Annotated in this window: 2 protein-coding genes and 1 pseudogene; all 3 read right to left on the bottom strand. The window is 73.6% G+C overall.

Features of this window, described 5'->3' with window-relative positions; all coding sequences use genetic code 11:
• Position 1: 1 nt before the first annotated feature.
• Positions 2–11,968 (bottom strand): amino acid adenylation domain-containing protein, encoded by an 11,967-nt coding sequence (locus tag AB0B29_RS05825; protein WP_362234489.1) that lies wholly within the window; start codon positions 11,966–11,968, stop codon positions 2–4.
• Positions 11,965–18,252: pseudogene (locus AB0B29_RS05820) on the bottom strand (amino acid adenylation domain-containing protein); the annotation flags it as partial. The gene AB0B29_RS05825 and the pseudogene AB0B29_RS05820, both read right to left, overlap by 4 nt.
• Positions 18,249–22,136, bottom strand: coding sequence for an amino acid adenylation domain-containing protein (locus tag AB0B29_RS05815; protein WP_436845791.1), 3,888 nt, complete (start codon positions 22,134–22,136; stop codon positions 18,249–18,251). The pseudogene AB0B29_RS05820 and the gene AB0B29_RS05815, both read right to left, overlap by 4 nt.
• Positions 22,137–22,409 lie beyond the last annotated feature (273 nt).

Genomic DNA, 22,409 nt, shown 5'->3' with positions numbered 1-22,409 from the left:
GTCAGTGATCCTCCTCATCGAATTCGAGTTCACCCAGTTCGTCCTCGAACTGGTCCAGGTCGTCCTGGCTGAGCTCGGCCAGGCTGACGTCCGACGGCGTCGGCGCGAAGCGCACGGGTGAGGCTGCGTAGGCGCTGAGCCGGTCCAGCACGGCGAACCAGGTGTCCACCAAGTCGGCCGCGCCGCTCTCCGGCAGCAGCGCGCCGGCCCAGGACAGGCCCACGACGAGCCGGTCGTCGCGCACCATCGCGGTGATCTCCAGGCCGTGCGCCACGGGCAGCGTGGGGTCGGCCGCGCCGCCGAAGGCGCCGGGCTCGGGCGCCACCGACCACTCCCCCGCCGGGCCGTCGATACCACCGAACCGTCCCAGGTAGTTGAAGGCGGTCTCGGGCGTCACCGCGTCGGCCAGGGCACGCCTGCCGTGCGGCGAGAGGTGGCGCAGCAGCCCGAATCCGGTCCCCTTCTCCGGGACCGCACGCAGCTGGTCCTTGACGCCCCCGAAGGCACGTCGGAGTGCCACGTCGTCGTACGGCTCGAGGTTCCAGGACCCCGGGCCGGTGTCGAGGCGCACGGGATACACGCTGGTGAACCAGCCGACCGTGCGGGTGAGGTCGACCGCGGGGTCTGTCTCGTCCCGTCCGTGGCCCTCGAGGTCCAGCACCACCCAGCGGTCCGTGGCCCCGGTGCGGCGGGCGCGCCAGTCGGCGAGCGCGAGGGCGAGGGCACCGAGCAGGACCTCGCCGGTGGTGGCGTGCAGCGCGGCCGGCACAGTCGTCAGCAGTGGAGCGGTCCGTTCGGCGGACAGCTGCCCGCTGTGGTGGTGCACGGTGGACTCGGTGTCACGCGCGGCGTCCACGGGGCCGTCCAGCAGGGGGGCGGCCGGGGATGTCATGCGCGTCCAGAAGGGCAGTTCGTCCTCCCGGGCCCGGGCACGCTCGGGCAGCAGGTGGGCCCACTGCCGCAGGGAGGTGCCGGTGCTCGGCAGCTCGCCGGTGCGCCAGGCGGTGTCCAGGTCGGACAGGAGGATCTGCCAGGACACGGCGTCGACGACCAGGTGGTGCAGGACGAGGACGAGCCGGCCGCTGCGGCCGGGCCGGTCGAGCCACACGGCCTGGGCCATCACCCCCTCCCGGGGAGCCAGCCGATCGCGGGCCGCTTCCGTCAGCGCGGGCAAGTCGACGAGATCGCCGTGTGCGTGCCGCAGCAGGTCCGCGGCCCGGACGGTACCGGCCGGGCGGATGGTCGTCGTCCACCGCCGGCCGTCGGTGGCGAGGGCGGTCCTGAGCGCGGCGTGCCGGTCGAGCAGTTGCTGCAGCAGGCGCTCCATCGTGTCGGCGTCCAGGCCGCGTGGCGTACTGATCCACAGTGACTGGCTGAACCTGTCGACGGGGCCACCGCGTTCGGCCAGCCAGTGCGCCATCGGCGTCAGGGGCAGGTCGCCTTCCTCCGCCATGGTCGCGACCGTCGTCGGAGTGCTGCCCGCCACCGCCGCGAGCGCGGCCACGGTCCGGCGGTCGAACACATCGCGCACCGTCAGGTTCACGCCCTCGGCGCGGGCTCTGCTGACCAGGCGGATCGAGGTGATGCTGTCGCCCCCCAGGTCGAAGAACCCGTCGTCGACGCCGACTTCGGGGACACCGAGCACCTCGGCGAAGACCTTGCACAGCACGGCCTCGACCTCGTTCGCCGCCTCGCGTGCGGTCCCGGCAGCGACCTGCGGTTCGGGCAGCGCCGCATGGTCGAGCTTGCCGTTCACGGTCAGCGGCAGACGGTCCAGGGTGACTACGGCCGAGGGGACCATGTAGTCCGGCAGTGCCGCGGTCAACGCGCGCCGCAGGGCGCTGCCGTCCGTGCCGGGCCCAGCCGGTACGGCGTAGCCGACCAGGTGACCCGCGTCCCGCTGGACGACGACGGCGTGGGCGACCTCGGGCAGGGCGCTCAGCGCTGCCTCGACCTCGCCGAGTTCGATGCGGTGGCCGCGCACCTTGACTTGGCCGTCGCCACGCCCGAGGAACTCCAGCCCCTCGGTGCCCCAGCGGGCCAGGTCGCCGGTGCGGTACATCCGGCTGCCGGGCGGGCCGTAGGGGTCGGCCACGAACCGTGACGCGGTCAGGCCGGGCCGGTCGTGGTAGCCGCGCGCCAGGCCCGCGCCCGCCACGTACATCTCGCCCGGCACGCCGGGCGGGACGGGGCGCAGCCGTTCGTCGAGGACACGGACTGCGAGGTCGGCCAGTGGGGTGCCGATGGGGCTGCCGAGCCGGGCGCGGACGTCGGCCGGGCTCAGGGCCCGGGCGGTGACGTGCACGGTGGTCTCGGTGATGCCGTACATGTTGATCAGCAGCGGCGCACCGGCGGGGTGTGCGGCGTACCACGCGTCCAGCCGCCGCGTGTCGAGGGCCTCACCGCCGAACACGACTGCCCGTACGGGCAGTCGGCCTTCGGAGTGCACGGAGGACAGCAGGTGGAACGCCGACGGCGTCTGGCTGAGCACGGTGACCCGCTCCCGCGTCAGCAGGCGCAGGAAGTCCTCCGGGGAACGGCTGACGTCGAACGGCACGACGACCAGGCGCCCGCCGTGCAACAGCGCGCCCCACAACTCCCACACCGAGAAGTCGAAGGCGTAGGAGTGGAACAGCGTCCAGACGTCCGACTCCGTGGGCCGCAGGTGCCGTTCGGCGGCCGCGAACAGGCGCAGCACGTTCCGGTGGGTCACCACGACGCCCTTGGGGCGTCCGGTGGAGCCGGAGGTGTAGATGAGGTAGGCGGCGTTGTCCGGGTGCGGTCCAGGACCGGGCAGCGGGGCGTCCGGGTGGGCTGCCGCGTCGCCGACGGTGACCGCGGGCAGCCCGGCAGGCAGTGCGTCCGCGTACTCGGGGGCGACCACAGCGACCGCCGGCCGGGTGTCCTCGGCGACGAGAGCGATCCGCCGGGCGGGGTGCGCGGGGTCCAGCGGCACGTAGGCGGCGCCGGTCTTCAGTACCGCGAGCACCGCGACGACCAGGTCCGCCGAGCGCGGCAGCAGTAGGGCCACCCGGCGCTCGGGTCCGGCGCCGTGCTCGCGCAGCAAACGGGCCAGGCGGTTGGAGCGCCTGTCCAGCTCCCGGTAGCTCAGCCGCTCGGTACCGGAAGTCATCGCCGTGGCGTCAGGGGTGCGGGCGGCCTGCGCGGCGAACCGGGCCGCGAGCGTGCCGTCTCCGAGCAGCCGCTGCGGGGTGGGCATGAGCGCGGCACGCTCGGTGTCGTCGAGCAGGTCGAGGGCGCCGATCGGGCGCCGCGGGTCGGCAGCGACGGCGTCCAGCAGCCGGGCGAAGCGCCGGGCGACGGCCTGTGCCGTGGCGGCGTCGAACAGGTCCGTGCGGTACTCGACGACACCGGTGAGTCCTGCGGGTTCCCCCTCGGCGTTCCGCGTTTCCTGGACGTGCACGGTCAGGTCGAAGCGGGCGGCCTCCACCGGCACCTGGTCGGCGGCGATCTCCAGTCCGGGCATTCGCAGTTCGGCGCCCGGCGTGTTCTGCAGGGCCAGCATCACCTGGAACAGAGGCTGCCGGGAGCGCGACCGCTCCGGGTTGAGCACCTCGACCAGCCGTTCGAAGGGCACGTCCTGGTGGGCGTAGGCGGCGAGGTCGGTCTCGCGGACCCGGTCGAGGAGCGTCGCGAAGTCCGGGTCGCCGGACGTGTCCGTGCGCAGCACCAGGGTGTTGACGAAGAACCCGACCAGGTCCTCCAGGGCCACGTCGGTGCGTCCGGCGACCGGTGCCCCGATCGGGATGTCGGTGCCGGCCCCGAGCCGGGTCAGCAGCGCCGCGAGACCCGCGTGCAGGGCCATGAACACCGTCGCCTGATGGTCACGGGCCAGGTCGGTGAGCCGGCGGTGGGTGGCGGCGCCGACGGAGAACGCGGTGCGGGCACCGTGGTGGTCCGGCACCGGGGGCCGGGGCCGGTCCAGCGGCAGCGGCAGTTCGTCGGGCACACCCGCGAGCGTCCGGCGCCAGAAGGCGACCTGACGTGCGGCCACGCTGTGTTCGTCGGCCTCGTCGCCGAGCAGGTCCCGCTGCCACAGCGTGTAGTCGGCGTACTGCACGGGCAGCGGCGCCCAGTCCGGGGCCCGGCCCTCGCGCCGGGCCGCGTAGGCGGTGGCGAGATCGCGTGCCAACGGCGCGAGCGACCAGCCGTCGCCCGCCACGTGGTGCAGCAGCAGGAGCAGGACGTGCTCCTCCCCGCCGAGGCGGAACAGCGTGGCGCGCAGCGGCGGTTCGGTGCTCAGGTCGAACGCGTACCCGGCCGCCCGGGCCAGGTCGCCGGCGAGCCGGGACTCGCTGCTGTCGGCGGTCTCGAAGTGAGCGGGGCCCGCGGCGACAACCTGTTGGCGAGCGGTTCCGCCGTCCTCGGCGAACACCGTGCGCAGGGTCTCGTGCCGGCCCACCACGTCGGTGAGCGCGTCGGCGAGCGCGGTGGTGTCCAGCCGGCCGCGCAACCGCAGCGCCAGCGGGAAGTTGTAGACGGCGCTGGAACCGTCGAGCCGGGCCAGGAACCACAGGCGCTGCTGGGCGAAGGACAGCGGTACGACGTCCGGACGCGGGTGGGGAGCGAGCCGGGGCCGGTCGCCGGCGGCGCTCTCGGTCAGCCGGGCCAGCTCCGCGACGGTCGGCGCCTCGAACAGGTGCCGCACCTCCAAGTCGACGCCGAGCACCTCCCGGATCCGGCTGATGAGCCGCACCGCGAGCAGCGAGTGACCGCCGAGGGTGAAGAAGGAGTCGTCGATGCCGACCCCGGGCAGCCCGAGGATCTCGGCGAACAGCCCGCACAGCAGTTCCTCGCCCGGGGTACGCGGGGGACGCCCGCCACCCTGGGACAGGTACTCGGGGGCAGGCAGGGCCGCCCGGTCGAGCTTGCCGTTCGGGGTCAGTGGAAAGGCGTCCAGGGGCACGATGGCCGCCGGGACCAGATGGGCCGGCAGCTTCTGCCGCAGATGGTCGGCGAGCCGCACGACCAGCGCCCCGGGGTCGGCGAAACGAGCCGGGCTGTTGGTCAGCGGGGCCCGCGCCGGGCCGGGCTCGTACAGCTCCCCGGACCGCAAGGGCTGTGCGGGGTCGGTGAACAGCACGTCCAGGTCACCGTCGGCGCCGTGCCCCGACCAGGTGAAGTCGGCGCACCGGCCCAGCCGTCCGGCCAGGGCGGTGAGCTCCTCGAGGGCCGGTGCCGTGCCCGCGGCATGGCCGTCCGCGGCCAGCGAACGGGCCGCTGCTGTCGCGTCGCCGGCGGCGAGCAGATCGCGCGCTTTGTTCTCGGCGGCGAGCCGCGCGTTGGGCACACCGGTCACCCGCACCGGGGTGGTCCCGGCCTGCGCGAGGGCGGCGGCCAGGCCGTCGAGGTCGCGCACGTCGTGCCCCCAGCGCAGCCGGAGCCGGTCGTCGTCGGGCCGGGGCGGGGCGGGGGACAGCGTACTCAGGACGACGTCGTAGCGGTGGGCGGTCAGTTCGTTCCGCGGGGCGCCCGTCTTGAGCCACACGTCGGCGCGCCCGAACGCGGGCAGGGCCGCCGGGAGTGTGCCGAAGAAGTCGGGGTCGACGAGGAGTTCCTCCTCGGTGCGCACGCCGTGGTCGATCCGGCGCCGCAGTTCGGCCACGCTCGCCGAGCCGCCGTTCAGGAGTTCCACGGCGGTGCGCAGCGCGGGCAGCGTCCGTAGGTTGCGCACGTCGCCGAGGAACACCGCACCGCCGGGTTTGAGCAGCCGGGCGAGTGCGCGCAGGACGTCCATGAGGTAGTCCGAGTCGGGGAAGTACTGGACGACGGAGTTGAGCACGATCGTGTCGAAGTACCCCTCGGGCAGCCCGGTCACGTCGTGGGCGGGCTGGGCGCGCAGGGTGACCCGGTCGGCGAAAGGCTGCCCGGCGAGCCGGTCACGCAGCCTCTCGACGGCCGACTCGGACAGGTCGGTGCCCCAGTACTCCGCGCAGTGCGCGGCGACCTCCGCCAGGATCAGTCCGGAGCCGACACCGATCTCCAGGACCCGGCCGGATGACAGGCCGAGGATGCGGTCGACGGCGGCGGCGCGCCACTGCCTCATGTGGTCCAGCGGGATCGGCGCACCGTCGTAGCTGCTGTTCCAGCCCGCGAAGTCCTCGCCGAGGGCGGCGCCGCCGTCCGTGCCGTACTGCGCCTCGAAGGCGGCGTGCCACTGGTCGACCTGGCGGATTCCGGCGGCCGGGTCGGCCGGGCCGGTGGCGTGTTCCTCGACGTCCTCGACCACGTAGGCGACGAGCCGGTCCCCATCGGCGACGACGACCGCGCCGACCACCTCGGGGTGTTCGGTGAGCGCGGCCTCGACCTCGCCGGGCTCGATGCGGAAGCCGCGCACCTTGATCTGGTGGTCCACGCGCCCGGCGAACTCCAGGGTGCCGTCCGCGCGGCGACGTGCCAGATCGCCGGTGCGGTACATGCGGGAGCCGGGGGTGCCGAAGGGGTCTGCGACGAACCGTTCGGCGGTCAGCGCGGGTCGGTTGAGGTAGCCGCGGGCGAGTCCGGCTCCGGCGACGTAGAGCTCGCCGACGACGCCGTGCGGCACTGCCCGCAGGTACTCGTCGAGCACATACACCCGGGCGTTGACCACCGGTGTGCCCAGCGGCGGCACGCCGGGGCCTGACAGCGGAGCGCTCATCGTGGCGCACACGGTCGTCTCGGTGGGCCCGTAGGCGTTGACCATGCGGCGCCCGGCGGACCAGCGCCCGGCCAGATCCGGCGGGCAGGCCTCACCGGCGACGACGAGCGTGACCCCGGGCAGCGCGTCCTCGTCCAGCACCGCGAGCGCGGACGGGGGAAGCGTGACGTGGGTCACGTCGTGCTCGGCGACGACGGAGGCCAGGGCGGGCCCCGGGAGCAGCCGGTCGGCCGACGCCAGCACCAGGGTCGCGCCGGAGAGCAGGCCCATGCAGATCTCCCAGAAGGCCGCGTCGAAGCTGGGCGAGGCGAACTGCAGGACGCGGCTGCCCGGCCCTGCCCCGAGTCGTTCACGCTGGGCGGTGAGCAGGCTGTGCACGCCCCGGTGGGAGGCGACGACACCCTTGGGCCGGCCGGTGGAACCGGAGGTGTAGATGAGGTAGGCGGGCGAGTCGGGGTGCGGCCGCAGCCCCGGGTCGGTGCCGGGCACAGCGGCCAGGTCGGGCAGTTCGTTCAGCACGCATGCCGGTTTTGCGTCCTCGAGCATGTAGGCGATGCGTTCGGCCGGGTAGTCCGGATCGACGGGCAGGTAGGCGGCCCCCGCCTTCCAGATGCCGAGCACAGCGGTCACCAGCTCGGGCGAGCGCTTCATGCGTACGGCGACGACGGACTCGGCCCCGACTCCGGCCGCGCGCAGCCAGTGAGCCAGCCGGTCGGCGCGCTCGGCCAGTTCGCCGTAGCTGATGACCAGGTCCTCGTGGACGAGGGCGACGGCGTTCGGGTCCTGGCGGACGACCCGGGTGAACAGGGTGACCGAATCCAGCGGTTCGAGGTCGCGGCGGCTGTCGTTGTAGCCGTCGAGCAGTTGGTGCCGCTCGGCCGGGCCGACGAGTTCCAGCTCGCTCAAGGGGGTGCCTGGTGCTGTGACGGCGGCTTCGAGGAGGCGGACCAGACGGGCCACGACCGACTCCACCGTGGCCGCGTCGAACAGGTCGGTGCTGTACTCGACGACGCCCGTGATCCCGTTCGGTTCACGGTCACCGTCGCGCACCTCCCGCAGCGCGAAGGACAGGTCGAACTTGGCGACCCCGGCGCCCGGGGCGACCACCTCGGCGTGCACACCGGGCAGGCCGATCACGGAGCGCTCCATGTTCTGCAGGGCGAGCAACACCTGGAACATCGGCTGCCGGGCCAGCGACCGCTCCGGGTTGAGCACCTCGACCAGCCGTTCGAAGGGCACGTCCTGGTGGGCGTAGGCGGCGAGGTCGGTCTCGCGGACCCGGTCGAGGAGCGTCGCGAAGTCCGGGTCGCCGGAGGTGTCCGTGCGCAGCACCAGGGTGTTGACGAAGAACCCGACCAGGTCCTCCAGGGCTTCGTCGGTGCGGCCGGCGATCGGGCTGCCCACAGGAACGTCGGTGCCGGCCCCGAGCCGGGTCAGCAGCGCCGCGAGACCCGCCTGGAGCACCATGAACAGGCTCACGCCGTGCTCGGCGGCCAGTGCGGCGAGCCGCCGGTGCAGGCCCGGGCCGATCTCGACGGGCACCTCAGCGCCCCGGAAGCTCAGCTGCTCGGGGCGCGGCCGGTCGACGGGCAGCGGGATCTGCTCCGGCAGGCCTTCGAGCGCCTCACGCCAGAAGCCGAGCTGCCGGCTGATCAGGCTGTCCTCGTCGGCCTCGTCGCCGAGCAGTTCCCGCTGCCACAGCGTGTAGTCGGCGTACTGCACGGGCAGCGGCGCCCAGTCCGGGGCCCGGCCCTCGCGCCGGGCCCCATAAGCGGTGGCGAGATCGCGCTCCAGCGGCCGTATCGACCAGCCGTCACCCCCGACGTGGTGCAGCAGGAGCAGCAGCAGGTGGTCGTCGGGACCGAGGGTGAACAGGGTGGGCCGCAAGGGCGGTTCGACGGCGAGGTCGAAGGCGTGCCGGGCGGCGGCCTCCACAGCCTCGTCGAGCCGCTCGGGGGCGATGTGCACCTCGGGCAGCTCCGGCGCGTACGGCGGGAGAATCCGCTGGTGCGGCTGCCCGGAGGTCTCGGGCAGCACCGTGCGCAGCACTTCGTGGCGGGCGATCACGTCGGCGAGCGCGGCGCGCAGCGCCGGGACGTCCAGATCTCCGGTGAGGCGCAGCCCGCGGACGATGTTGTACGTGGGGCTCGGGCCCTCCAGGCGGTGCAGGAACCACAGCCGGTTCTGCGCATGCGACAGCGGGATCGCGTCAGGGCGGGGGCGGGGGCGGAGCGGCGCGCGCACGGTGCCGGTGTCGCCGATCCGGGCGGCGAGCGCGCCCACGGTCGGTGCCTCGAACAGATCGCGTACGCCCAGGTCCGCGCCGAGCTGCGAGCGGATCCGGCTCACCAGCCGGGTGGCGAGCAGCGAATGACCGCCGAGGTCGAAGAAGTCAGCGTCGATGCCGACCTCGCCTACCCCGAGCACCGCGGAGAACAGGGAGCACAGCCGCGCCTCGGTGTCGGTGCGCGGGGCGCGCACGGCGCCGGCCTGCCGGCCGGGCTCGGGCAGCGCTGCGCGGTCCACCTTGCCGTTGGTGGTCAGCGGCATCTCGTCGAGGAGGACGAATGCCGAGGGCACCATGTACGACGGCAGCCGGCGGGCGAGGTGCTCTCGCAGCGCGGCCACGTCGAGACCCGCCCGGGCCGGCACGACGTGGGCGACGAGCCTGCCCTCCTGTACTACGACCACGGCACGGCCCACCCCGGGTTGGCGGCCGAGGCACGCCTCGACCTCACCGGGCTCGACCCGGTGACCGCGGATCTTGATCTGGTCGTCGGCCCGGCCGAGGAAGTACAGGGCGCCGTCGGTCCGGCGTCGGGCCAGGTCGCCCGTGCGGTACATCCGGGAGCCGGGCGGCCCGAACGGGTCGGCGACGAACCGCTCGGCCGTGGCCCTGGGCATGCCGAGATAGCCGCGGGCCAGGCCCGTGCCCGCCAGGTAGAGCTCGCCGACGGCACCGACCGGGACGGGCCGCAGCGCGCTGTCGAGGACGTAGGCGCGCATGTTGTCGAGAGGGGTGCCGATCGGCAGAGGGGACTCCACCGGCCGGGTCTGGTCGACGGCGTACGCCGTGGCGCCGAGCGTCGTCTCGGTCGGACCGTACAGGTGGCGCAGCCGGGTGCCGGGGCACAGCCGGCGGACGCGTTCCAGGGCGGAGGTCGACACCAGGTCGCCACCGGTCCAGATCTCGCGGACGCCGGCGAAGGCGTCCGGCTGCTCCTCGGCGAGCAGGGCGAACAGCCCGGCGGTCACCATGAAGCAGCTGATCCGCTGCTCGGTGAGGATCCGGCGGTAGGAGTGCGCGTCGAGGTCACCCGCGGGCGCGACGACCAGCCGGGCCCCGGTGAGCAGCGGCATCCAGAGCTCGTACGTCGAGATGTCGAAGGCGTACTGCGAGTGCAGCAGCACCCGTTCCCTGGGGCCGGAGCGCCAGCGGCGGTCGAGGGCGAGACCGAGGACGTCCTCGTGGGTGACGCCGATGGCCTTGGGCGTCCCGGTCGAGCCCGAGGTGTACATGATGTATGCCAGAGCGTCCGGGTGCAGCGGCACGTCGGGGGCGTGACCGGGCATCTCCAGCGCGGCGTCGGCCCGCAGGACGGTGGCGTTGTGCGCGAACTCGGGGCTGGTGTCATCGGCGAACAGGACGGCCGCGGAGGTTTCCTTGAGCGTCAGCTGCAGCCGTTCCACGGGGTGTCCGGTGTGCAGGGGCACATAGGTGCCGCCCGCCTTCAGGACGGCGAGTGTCGCCACCACCTGTTCGATCGAGCGTTCCACGCACACCGCGACGGCGGTCTCCGGTCCGACGCCCGCTCCGAGCAGGCGGTGGGCGAGCCGGTTGGCCCAGGCGTCGATTTCGGCGTAGGTCAGCTCTCGCTCGCCGTCTGCGACGGCCACGGCGTCCGGCATCGCCCGGGCCGTCTGCGCGAACCTCTGCGGCACGGTGTTCGCCGAGGGCGGGGGTACGGCGGTGTCGTTGACCTCCTCGGTCAGGTGCCGGCGCTCCTGCGGCGACAGGAGGTCCAGTTCCGCCACCGGGCGGTCCAGCCCCTCGGCCGCCGCGTGCAGCAGCCTCAGCAGCCGGGCGCCGAGCGCCTCCGCCTCCTCGGAGGTGAACAGGTCGGGCCTGCAGTCGAGCCTCAGGTGCAGGCTCTCGCGCGGGATCGCGGCGAGCGTCACCGCGTAGTGCGAGGCGTCCCGGCTGGTCAGGCCCAGCATGCGCAGCCCGTCGACCTCCGGCAGCAGGCCCCGGTCGACGGGGTAGTTCTCGAAGACCAGGGCGGTGTCGAACAACTGCCGGACACCGATGGCGCCCTGCACCTCGGCGAGCCCGATGTGCTGGTGCTCGATGAGGTCGGCCTGCCGGGCCTGCACCTCGGCGCCCAGTTCGGCGAGGGTAGCCGTGGGGCGGAGCCGCACCCGCAGCGGCAGCGTGTTGATGAACAGGCCGATCATCCGGTCGGCGCCCGGCAGGTCGGCGGGCCGGCCGGAGACGGTGGCCCCGAACACCACGTCGTCGCGGCCGGTGAGGGTACCGAGCAGGACACCCCAGGCGCACTGGACGACCGTGTTGAGAGTGAGGCCGTGACCCCGTGCCCGGTCCCGCAGACGGGCGGTGACCTCCGGGGGGAGTTCCAGGGCACGCCGCACGGGCCGTACGGGTGTGTCGGTGTCGGCGGCGATCCTGGTCGGCTCGGTGACGCCGTCGAGAGCGGCGCGCCAGGCCTTCAGCGCGGCGTCGCGGTCGCGGCGGGCGAGCCATGCCAGGTAGGTGCGGTAGGGCCGCACGGCGGGAAGGGCATGGTCGTCGCCGCGGCTGGTGTAGAGGGCGAACAGCTCGCGCAGCACGAGCGGCAGGGACCAGCCGTCGAACAGCGCGTGGTGGTGGGTGAGCAGGAACAGGTGGCGACCTGGAGCCGTGTGCACCAGGGTGGCGCGCAGCAGCGGCGGCCGGGCCAGGTCGAAGCGCCGGGCGTGGTCCTCGGCCAGCAGCCGCTCCAGCCGGGCCGCCCGCTCGTCCTCGGGCAGGGCGGCGAGGTCGAAGACGGACCAGGGCACTTCCACCGCGCGGGGGATCACCTGCACCGGTTGCTCGACGTCCTGGTGCCAGAATCCGGCGCGGAGGTTGGGGTGACGCTCTGTCAGGGCGCGCAGCGCCGCCCTCAGGGCGTCGGCGTCCAGCTCCCCCTCGATCTCCACGGCGAGCTGGACGTTGTAGACGTCGGCTCCGCGGTCGTCGTAGAGCGCGTGGAAGAGCAAGCCCTCCTGCAGCGGCGTCAGAGGCAGGATGTCGGCCAGCCCGGACGTCATCGTGCGTTCCTCCAAGCGGATTCGAGGCGGTCGATGTCCGCCTGGCTCAGTGAGATCAGGGGCAGGTCGTCCTCGGTGAGGCCTGCGTCGTCCACGGTCCGCGCATGGTCTGCGAGTACCTCCAGCGCGGCGAACCAGAGGCCGGCCAGCCGGGTGACGGACTCCTCGTCCAGCAGCCCGGCCGGCCAGGACCAGGTCGCTGTCAGCTCGGGCCCCTCGGCGTGGTCACGGGTGAGCGCGTTGAGTTCGAGGACATGCGGCGCGGGCATGGCGTCGTCGGCACCGCCACCGAAGGCACCGGGTTCCGGGACCAGTTCCCAGTCCCGCGCGACCGCGGGCGCCGGGAAGCGGCCCAGGTAGTTGAAGGCCATCTGGGGGCGCCGGGCGTCCAGGCCCAGGAAGCCGAACCCGGCGCCCTGGTCGGGCCGGGCCCGCAGGCTGTCCTTGACCCGGCGCACCGCCTCGGTCAGTGCCGGCCCCTCCCAGTCCGCCGCCCCCGGGTCGAGCCGTACCGGGGCGATGGAGGTGAACCAGCCCACGGTACGGGTCAGATCGGCTCCCTCGACCAGGTCCTCACGGCCGTGGCCCTCCAAGTCGGCCAGCACCGGGCCGGGCCCCCGCCAGCGGGTGACGGCCAGGGCGAACGCGGTGAGCAGGACGTCGTTGACATTGGCGTGGAAGGCGGCCGGTACCTCACCGAGCAGCGGGCGGACCAGCTCGGGGCCCAGCGTGCGAGTGAGCCGCCGGAGGGTGCCTTGGGTATCCCGGCGTGGGTCGAGCGAGCGCGCCGCGAGCTGTGGGTCGTCGGTGGCGAGGATGTCCCGCCACATCGGGAGTTCCGCGCTCCGGTCGGTCTGCGCGGTGAGCAGGGCCCAGCGGCGCAGCGAGGTACCGACGGGCGGGAGGGCCTCGCCGCGCCAGGCCGCCGCCAGGTCCGGCAACAGGATCCGCCAGGACACGCCGTCGACTGCGAGGTGGTGCACGGCGAGCAGCAGGCGGCGGTCCTCGGGGAACCACACGGCGTGCAGCATCCGCCCGGTGTACGGGTCGAGGCGGCCACCCAGCGCGGCGCGTTCGGCGGCGAGGTCCTTCTCTGCCCGGCGCACCAGCGGATCGGGGTGGGCCCCGGGCAATACCTCCCAGCTCCAGTCCCCGTCGGCGGCGGTGAGCCTCAGCCGGAGCGCGTCGTGGTGCACCGCCAGCGTGCGCAGGGCGGTCTCCAGCCGCTCCTCGTCGGTGTCGGCAGGCACCTGGATCAGCGCGGACTGGTGGAAGCCGGACACCGGTCCGCCGAGGTCGCGCAGCCAGCGCACGGTGGGCGTGAGCGGCAGCGGGCCGTGCGGGGCGGCGATGTCGCCGCCCGCAGGGGCGTCGGCGGCCCTGGCGGTTTCGGCCAGGTCGGCGAGGACGGGGGTGCGGAAGACGTCGCGAGGCGTGAACTCCAGGCCGACCGCGCGGGCCCGGCCGACCAGCTGGATCGCCGAGATGCTGTCGCCGCCCAGCGCGAAGAACCCGGCGTCCGCGGGGACCTCGGGCAGCCCCAGGACGTCGGCGACGAGCCGGCACAGAAGTCGCTCGCGCTCGGTGCGCGGGGCGCGTCCGGCGCCCGGGGCGGTGCGGGCGGGGGCGGGCAGCGCGCGGCGGTCGAGTTTGCCGCTGGCGTTGAGCGGGATCCGCTCCAGCTCGACGAACGCGGCCGGCACCATGTACTCCGGCAGCCGCTCGGCAAGCGCGTCCCGCAGCTCCCCGACGTCGAAGGGGTGGCCCTGCGCGGGCACCACGTAGGCGACGATCCGTTTGTCGCCCGGCCTGTCCTCGCGGACGACGGCCACCCCTCGGCCGACGCCGGGCAACGTGGTCAGGAACGCCTCGATCTCGCCGAGCTCGATGCGGAAGCCGCGGATCTTGACCTGGTCGTCGACCCGGCCGAGGAACTCGATCGCGCCGTCGACGTTCCACCGGACCAGGTCGCCGGTGCGGTACATACGGGTACCGGCCGGTCCGTGGACATCGGCCACGAACCGTTCCGCGGTCAGCCCGGGTCGGTCCATGTAGCCACGCGCCAGCCCGGCGCCGCCGAGGTAGAGCTCGCCGGGTACCCCCGCCGGGACGGGCTGGAGGCGGGCGTCGAGCACGTAGGCGCGGGTACCGGCCAGGGGGCGGCCGATGGGGACGGTGTCCCGTCCCACGGCCGCGGGCCCGTTCAGGGGGAAGCAGGTGGCGAAGGTGGTGGTCTCGGTCGGGCCGTAGACATGGACGACGGTCAGGCCCGGGCAGCGGTCCAGGACCCGGCGCATCGCCTCGGGCGACACGAAGTCGCCTCCGGTCCACACCTCCCCTACCGCGGCGAATGCCTCCGGGCACTGCTCGACCATCAGGTTGAACAGGGCTGTGGTCAGGAACAGGCCGGTGACCCGCTCGCCGAGGATGAGCCGCCGCAGCTCGCTGACGTCGAGTTCACCCGGCGGGGCGACGACGACCTCGCCACCGCTGAGCAGCGGCACCCACAACTCGTAGGTGGAGGCGTCGAACGCGTGCGGCGAGCGCAGCAGCACGCGCCGGTGCGCTCCGCCGCGCCACACGTCGTCCCCGGCGAGTTCGAGGATGTCCCGGTGCGTCACAGCGACGCCCTTGGGGGCGCCCGTGGAGCCGGACGTGTACATCAGGTAGGCGAGCTGCTCGGTGTGCGCGGGGCCGTCGGGGCCGCGCTCGCCGGCGGCGGCGGTGTCGGCCCGCAGCGCCGGGAGGCCGAGCTCCCCGGCCGTCGCGTGCGTGCTCTCGTCGGTGAGTACGAGGGTGGCGCCCGCGTCCTGGACGACCAGCCGCATGCGGGCGACGGGGTGGGTCTCGTGCAGCGGCACGTAGGCGGCGCCCGCCTTGAGCACGGCCAGGGTGGCGACCACCAGGTCGGTGGAGCGGCGCATCGCCAGGGCCACCGTCGTCTCGGATCCGGCTCCCCGCCGGAGCAGGGCGTGGGCCAGTCCGTTGGAGCGGACGTCGAGTTCCCGGTAGGTGAGAGTGCGGCCGTCCTCGCGCACGGCCACCGCGTCGGGGGTGCGGGCGGCCTGCGCGGTGAAACGGCTCACCACGGTCTCGCCGGGGAGCGGGGGGGTGCCCGGGCGGCTGCCCCACTGCTCCAGCAGCCGTGTCCGTTCACCGGCTCCGAGGATGTCCAGAGCGCCGACCGGCCGCTCGGGTTCCGCGACGGCCGCCTCGAGCAGCCTCACCCAGCGGGCCGCCAGCGCGGCGACCGTCTCCTCGTCGTACAGGTCGGCGCTGTACTCGACGTGCCCCTCGATGCCGTCCGGGCCCTCGATCAGGCCGAAGGACAGGTCGAACTTCGCCGTGCCGTTGTGCACGTGCTCCGTGCCGACGTCCAGCCCGGGGAACCGGTACTCGGGTGCGGTGACGTTGTTCAGCATCAGCACGACCTGGAACAGCGGTTGCCGGGAGAGCGAGCGCTCCGGGTTGAGCTCCTCGACCAGACGTTCGAACGGGATGCCGGAGTGTGCGTATGCGTCGAGGTCGGACCGGCGGACCCGGTCGAGCAGCTCCGCGAACGTAGGGTCGCCCGAGACGTCGGCGCGCAGCACGACCGTGTCGACGAAGTTGCCGACCAGACCGGCCGGCACGTCGCCCGTCCGTCCGGCGAACGGCGAACCGATCACGATGTCCTCGCCCGCTCCGAGCCGGGAGAACAACGCGACCAGACCGGCGTGCAGCACCATGAAGAGCGTCGCGTGCCTGGCCGCCCCCAGCGCGGACAGCCGAGCCCGCAGCCCGGCGGGGATCCGCAGCGGCACCTGACCGCCGCGGTGGCCGCCGACGGCCGTCCGGGGCCGGTCGGTGGGAAGTTCGAGGTACGGCACCCCGTCCAGGGCTGTGCGCCAGTACGCCAGGAGCGCGGGCTCCTCGGCCCGCAGGACCTCCCGCTGCCACAGGGTGTAGTCGGCATACTGCACGGGCAGCGGTGCCCAGCCGGGGGCGCGTCCCTCGCACCGGGCCGCGTAGGCGGTGGAGAGGTCCGCGGCGAACGGTGCCAGCGACCAGCCGTCACCGGCGATGTGGTGGATGACGACCAGGAGCAGGTGGTCCTGCGGGCCCGCCTCGAACAGCGTGATGCGGACCGGGATCTCGGTGCGCAGGTCGAAGGCGTGCGCGGCCGCGGCGGCGACCGCTTCGGCGGTGTGGGTCGCCGTGTTCAGCTCCGGCACCCGGTCGACGATCTCCTGGTGCGGGGTGCCGTCGGTGGCGGGGAAGACGGTGCGCAGGCTCTCGTGCCGGTGCACCACGTCGGCCAGGGCCTCAGCCAGCGCCGCCCGGTCGAGCGGTCCGCGCAGCCGCAGCGCCAGCGGAATGTTGTAGGCGGGGTGGGGTCCGTCGAGTTCGCCGAGCGCCCAGAGCCTGCGCTGCGCGTACGACAGGGGAAGCCGGTCGGGTCGCTCGGCCCGGGTCAGGGCCGGCCGGCCGGAGCGGGGGCCGTCGGCGGGCTCGCCCAGGCGCTCGGCGAGGGCCGCGACGCCGGGCGTCTCGAACAGAGCCTGTACCGGGATCTCGGTACCCGTCTCCTCCTGGATCCGGCGGACCAGCCGGACAGCCAGCAGGGAGTGACCGCCGAGGGCGAAGAAGTCGTCGCCCGGACCCACCTCGGACAGCCCGAGCACCTCGGCGAACAGCGAGCACAGCAGGGCCTCCCGCGGGGACCGGGGGCTACGCGTCGCCCGCGCCGCGCCGGGGGCGGGCAGCACCGCCCGGTCGAGCTTGCCGTTCACGGTGAGCGGCAGCGATGGCAGCACGACCACGGCGGCGGGCACCATGTAGGCGGGCAGGGTGGCGGCCAGTTCCTCGCGGACCCGTGCGGGGTCCATGGGGGCCGAGCCGGTGGGAACGGCATACGCCACGATGCGCCGATCGGCGTCCGCTCCGTCGCCGGACCCGCTGTCCGGGCCGTCCTCGCGGACGATCACGGCGGCGTCGGCCATGTCGGGCAGCCGCAGCAACGCGGCCTCGATCTCGCCGAGTTCGATCCGGAATCCGCGGATCTTGACCTGCTGGTCGGCCCGCCCCAGGTACTCCAGCGTGCCGTCGGGCCGCCAGCGGGCCCGGTCGCCGGTGCGGTACATGCGGGAGCCGTCGTCGGCGAACGGGTCGGCGACGAACCGTGTCGCCGTCAGCTGCGGCCGGCCCAGATAGCCGCGGGCGAGTCCGGCACCGGAGACGTACACCTCGCCCGCCACACCCGGCGGCACCGGCGACAGCCACTCGTCGAGCACGTAGACGGCGAGGTCGTCGAGCGGCGCCCCGATCGGGCTGCCCAGTCCGGCCCGTGTCCCGGCCGCCACCGTGCCGTGCGTGACGTGCACGGTGGTCTCGGTGATCCCGTACATGTTGATCAGCTCGGGTCCTTCGGGGTGCCGCGAGAACCAGTCCGCGAGCCGCGCCACGTCGAGCGCCTCACCACCGAACACCACGTACCGCAGAGCGAGTTCCCCGTCGGCGTCGGCGTCGGCCCGGGACAGCGGGTAGAACGCCGACGGTGTCTGGTTCAGCACCGTGACGCCCCGGTCGGCGAGCAGGCGCCGGAAGTCCTTCGGCGAGCGGGCGGTCTCCTGCGGGACTACCACCAGAGTGCCGCCGTACAGCAGGGCGCCCCACAGCTCCCACACCGAGAAGTCGAAGGCGTACGAGTGGAAGAGCGTCCACACGTCGTCGGGCCCGAACGCGAAGTGCCGCCGGGCCGTGTCGAAGAGCCTGACCACATTGGCATGGGTGACCTCGACGCCCTTGGGGGTACCGGTGGAGCCGGAGGTGTAGATGACGTACGCCCGGTTCGCGGGCCTTACGGGGGCGTTCGGCTCACTCTCCACGGCGTGCCGGACGCAGGCGTCGAGGAGCAGCACCGGGGTCTGCCCGCCGGCCCGGTCGGGGCCGGTGTCGGTGTGGGCGTCGGTGTCGGTGTCGGTGTCGGTGAGGAGCAGGTCGACCCGGGCGTCGGCCAGCGTCGCGGTGATCCGGCGGGTCGGCGTGGCGGGGTCGATCGGCAGGTAGGCAGCCCCGGACTTCAGGACGCCCAGCACGGCGACCACCAGGTCGGCCGATCTCGGCAGCAGGACGCCGACCAGCTTCTCCGGGCCGGCGCCCCCTGCCCGGAGCGCGTGCGCGACCCGGTCGGCCCGGCGGTCGAGTTCCGCGTACGTCAGGGCGGTGTCGCCGAAGACGACGGCGGTGGCGTCCGGTGTGCGCCGCACCACCTGTGCGAAGCGCTCGACGAGCGTGGCGGTCACGAGCGGTCCTCCAGCTCACTCAGCCGCGCCGCGAGGAGTGTGCCGACCTCGGCCAGGGGCTCGGCCTGGGTCATCGTCTCGTGCCGCGTCTCGACGTCACGCACCTCGACGGACCCGCTCAGGTACGACAGCCACACCTCGTCCGGATCGCTCTTGGGCGTGCCGTCCTTGGCCAGCGTCGGGCGGAAGAAGAGGGAGTTGCCCTTGAACGTCCGGGGCCTGTGCTCGCCCATGATGCGCACGCTGTTCTTGTAGATCTCGATGAGCGCCAGCAGATTGTGCTCGCCGAAGAGCGCGAACGGGCTGTTGCCCTCGCGCAGCGTCTTCGCCACGAAGGCGGCCTCGAGCGGCTTGCCGGGTTCCAGCTTGCTCATGTCGTAGCCCGTCGAGGCCACGGCGGCCGCGAAGAACTCCTGCTCACTGGGGATGCGGTGATGGGTGATGTCGTCCTCGGAGGGATAGTCGGCCATGACCGTGAGCAGTCCGACCTCGTCGCCGGCCTCGGCGAGCCGCACCGCCATGGCGTGCGCGACGATCCCGCCGAAGGACCAGCCGAGCAGGTGGTACGGCCCCTCGGGCTGGACCGTCTTGATCTGCTCGATGTAGTCGGCGGCCATCTCCTCGATGCTGCCGGGCAGCGGCTCCGGCCGGGCCAGGCTGCGCGGCTGGAGGCCGTAGATCGGGTGGTCGGCGTCGAGGTGCCGCATCAGGCCCGCGAAGACCCAGCTCGGCCCGCCCATGGGATGCAGGCAGAACAGCGGCGGCCTGGTGCCGGACGCCCGGATGGGCAGCAGCACGTCGAAGGCGCTCTCGGTGGTGTCGACGCCGAGGGACCGGGTGAGTTCTGCAACCGTGGGCGCGTCGACGAGGCTGCGGAACGTCAGCTGCTCGCCGAGGGTCGTCTTGATCCGCGCCGCCAGCTGGTTGGCGAGCAGGGAGTGACCGCCGAGTTCGAAGAAGTTGTCGTCGATGCCGACCCGCGGCAGCCCCAGCACCTCGGCGAACAGACCGCAGAGGATCTCCTCCTGCGGGGTGCGGTGCCCCCGGCCGCGGACGACGGCGTCGGGCTGCGGATCGGGCAGGGCCTTGCGGTCCACCTTGCCGTTGGCGGTCAGCGGCAGGGCGTCCAGGGCCACGACGACGGTCGGAACCATGTAGCCGGGCAGCTGGTCCGCGAGATCCCGCCGCAGTTCCACCGGGTCCGCGGTGCCGCCCTCTGCGGGCACCACATAGGCGACGAGCCGGCGCTCGCCCGCCGCGTCCCCGCGTACGGTCGCCACGGCTGCGGCGATGTCGGCCCGCCGGGCGAGGGCGGTCTCGACCTCTCCGAGTTCGACCCGGAAACCGCGGATCTTGACCTGATCGTCGACACGGCCGAGGAACTCCAGCTCCCCGTCGGGCCGGCACCGCACCAGATCACCGGTGCGGTACAGCCGGGATCCGGGCGCGCCGAAGGGGTCGGCGACGAAGCGCTGGGCCGTCAGGCCGAAACGGCCGAGGTATCCGGCGGCGACACCGTGACCGCCGACGTACAGCTCTCCGGGTGCTCCGGCCGGGACGGGCCGCAGCCCGGAGTCGAGGACGTGCACCTGGGTGTTGCCGATCGGGCGGCCGATCGGCGTGCGGTCGCCGGTGACCGGTGCCGCCGTCGACCAGATGGTCGTCTCGGTCGGCCCGTACAGGTTGAGGACCTCCTGTGCGTCGGCCGCGAGCCGGGCCGCCAGAGCGGAGTCGAGCGGTTCACCGCCGACGAGGACCCGCATGCCGCGCACCGCCTCCGGGTGCCGTCCGGCAACCTCGCGCCACAGGGTCGGCGTGGCCTGCATGACGGTGCTGTCGGCAAGCAGCGCCGCGACCGCGGCCGGGTCGCGGACCTGGTCGGTGCCGGCGAGAACGACGGTCGCTCCGGACACGAGGGGCAGCAGCAGCTCCAGCAGGGCGATGTCGAAGCCGATCGTGGTCACGGCCAGCAGGCGGTCGGCCGGGGTGAGCGGAACCAGCTCCCGCATGGCGGTGAGGAAGTTGGCGAGGTTTCCGCGCGACACGCACACCCCCTTGGGGCGGCCGGTCGAACCCGAGGTGTAGAGCACGTACGCGAGCGTCTCGGGCAGGTAGGCTGCCGGCGCTCCCACCGCGGGCACGGGCCCGGTGCCGGCCTGGTCGAGCAGCAGCCGGGGACAGGTGCCGGGCAGCCGCTCGGCGAGCCCCTCGGTGGTCACCAGCAGCGCCGGGCGGGCCTCGGCCAGCACCGCGCCCAGTCGCTCGGCGGGGAACTCGGGATCCAGCGGCAGGAACGCCGCACCGGTGCGGAGCACCGCGAGCAGCGCCGGGACGAGGTCGAGATCGCGGGGCAGCGCCAGCGCGACCAGCCGCCCCGGGGCGGCGCCCCGCTCGGCCAGCAGCTGCGCCAGCCGGCCGGCCCGGTCGGCCAGGTCGCCGTAGGTCAGCGCCTGGGAGCCGTGCACGAGGGCGACCGCGTCGGGGGTGCGCTCGGCGTGCTCGGCGACGAGGGCGACGACATCGGTGCCGGGCGCGTCGAGCGCGGTGTCGTTGCGGGCGGCCAGGACGGCGAGTTCGGCCGAGTCGAGCAGGTCGAGAGAGGCGATCGGACGATCCGGGCCGGCGGTGGCGCAGGCACGCAGGAAGCGCACGAAGCGCTCCGCGTGTCGGGCGACGTCCTCACTGCCGTACACCGCCGGATTGCCGTCCACGTCGATCCGCAGACCGTCCGGCCACACGTGCACGTTGACCGCCAGGTCCTCCACGGGACCGTTGGACAGGTTGTGCACGGTCGCGGGGTGCCCGCCGAAGACGAGACCGTGGTCGAACTCCTGGATGTTCAGCACCGGGCCGAAGAACCGGGCATCGGTGGCCGCGAGGCCGAGGTCGCGACGGAGTTCCTCGCCGCGGTAGCGGTGGTGGCGCAGCACCGACAGCAGCTCCCGTCCCAGGCGTGCGGCGGCGTGCGCGACGGGCTCGCCGGGGCGGAGCGTGGCCCGGACCGGCAGCATGTTGGTCACCATGCCGGGCGTCGAGCGCGCGAGGGCGCTGCTGCGGCCGTGCACGGGCACGCTGAGCAGCACCTCGTCGCTGGCCGTATGCCGTCCGACGTAGGCCGCGAAGGCGGCGGTGATCAGCCGGACCAGGGTGGTGCCGAGCCGCTCGGCGTTGTGGCGCAGCTCGTCCGTCTGCGCGGCGGACAGCTCCACGCCGTGCCTCACGAACGTGTGGGACACGGGCCGCGCGGTGCCCGCCAGTACGGTGGGGGTGAATCCGTCGGCGAAGTACCGCGCCCAGGCCTCGCGGTCCTCCTCGCGGCGCGCCGACCGCTCGTACCGCGCCGACTCGGCCAGCAGCGGCTCCACCGGGGACCGCGGCGGGTCCTGAACCTCGCCGGCCGCCGGCTCGGCGTACTCCGCCGCGACCCGCCGGGCCATCAGGGAGACGCCGTAGGCGTCGAGCAGGATGTGGTGGTACAGGTGCGACCAGAAGTACCGCCCCTCGGCCAGCTTCACCAGGGTGAACCGGAACAGCGGGGCCTCGGCCAGGTCGAAGGGGCGGCCGGTCTGCTCGCGCAGCAGGTCCAGCGCGGCGGCGTGCGGGTCGGCCTCGGCCGAGACATCGACCACCGGCATGGACCACTCCAGGTCCGTCACGGGTATCTGCCGCGGTCCTTGCGGTGTCGCGACCACCCGGAAGTGCAGTGCCTCGGCCCAGTCCACGGCCCGTCGCACGGCGCGCCGGAACCGCGCGACATCCAGCGGCCCCTGGATGTCGACGTACTCCCCCGCCGTGTACACCGGGCTGTTCTCATCGAGCTGCTGCGCGAACCAGACACCCTCTTGGGCGGCCGAAAGCGGCAGAGATCCATCGGAGGACAACACGCACTCCCAGGGCGTAGACAGCGGATTCCAGTCCGGCGATCACCCTAGGAACGCCGCGAGTCGGGACAGAACCCCTGACGCCCCCCTGAGCCCGTGACCAGCCGGGGTCTGGTGATCCCCTGGGGTTCCGGCGGGTCGCACTGTGGTGGCGCGGCGATCGCCTAGGGGGGCTCCGGGGGCAGGGGATCTAGGGGCTTGTCCGTCGCGGAGGGCTGGGGTCAGATGGTGGCCGCTCTCTCCCGGTACGGCCGCCACCGGCCACGATGTGCGCTC

The sequence above is a fragment of the Streptomyces tibetensis genome, assembly GCF_040647715.1.
Taxonomy (GTDB): domain Bacteria; phylum Actinomycetota; class Actinomycetes; order Streptomycetales; family Streptomycetaceae; genus Streptomyces; species Streptomyces tibetensis_A.
Note: the sequence above shows the minus strand (reverse complement) of the source record. Positions and strands in the feature narration are given on the sequence as shown.

What these genes read in the sequence shown, in the direction of transcription:
- AB0B29_RS05825 (WP_362234489.1), bottom strand. Translation starts at nt 11,968, where the DNA reads ATGACGTCCGGGCTGGCCGACATCCTGCCTCTGACGCCGCTGCAGGAG.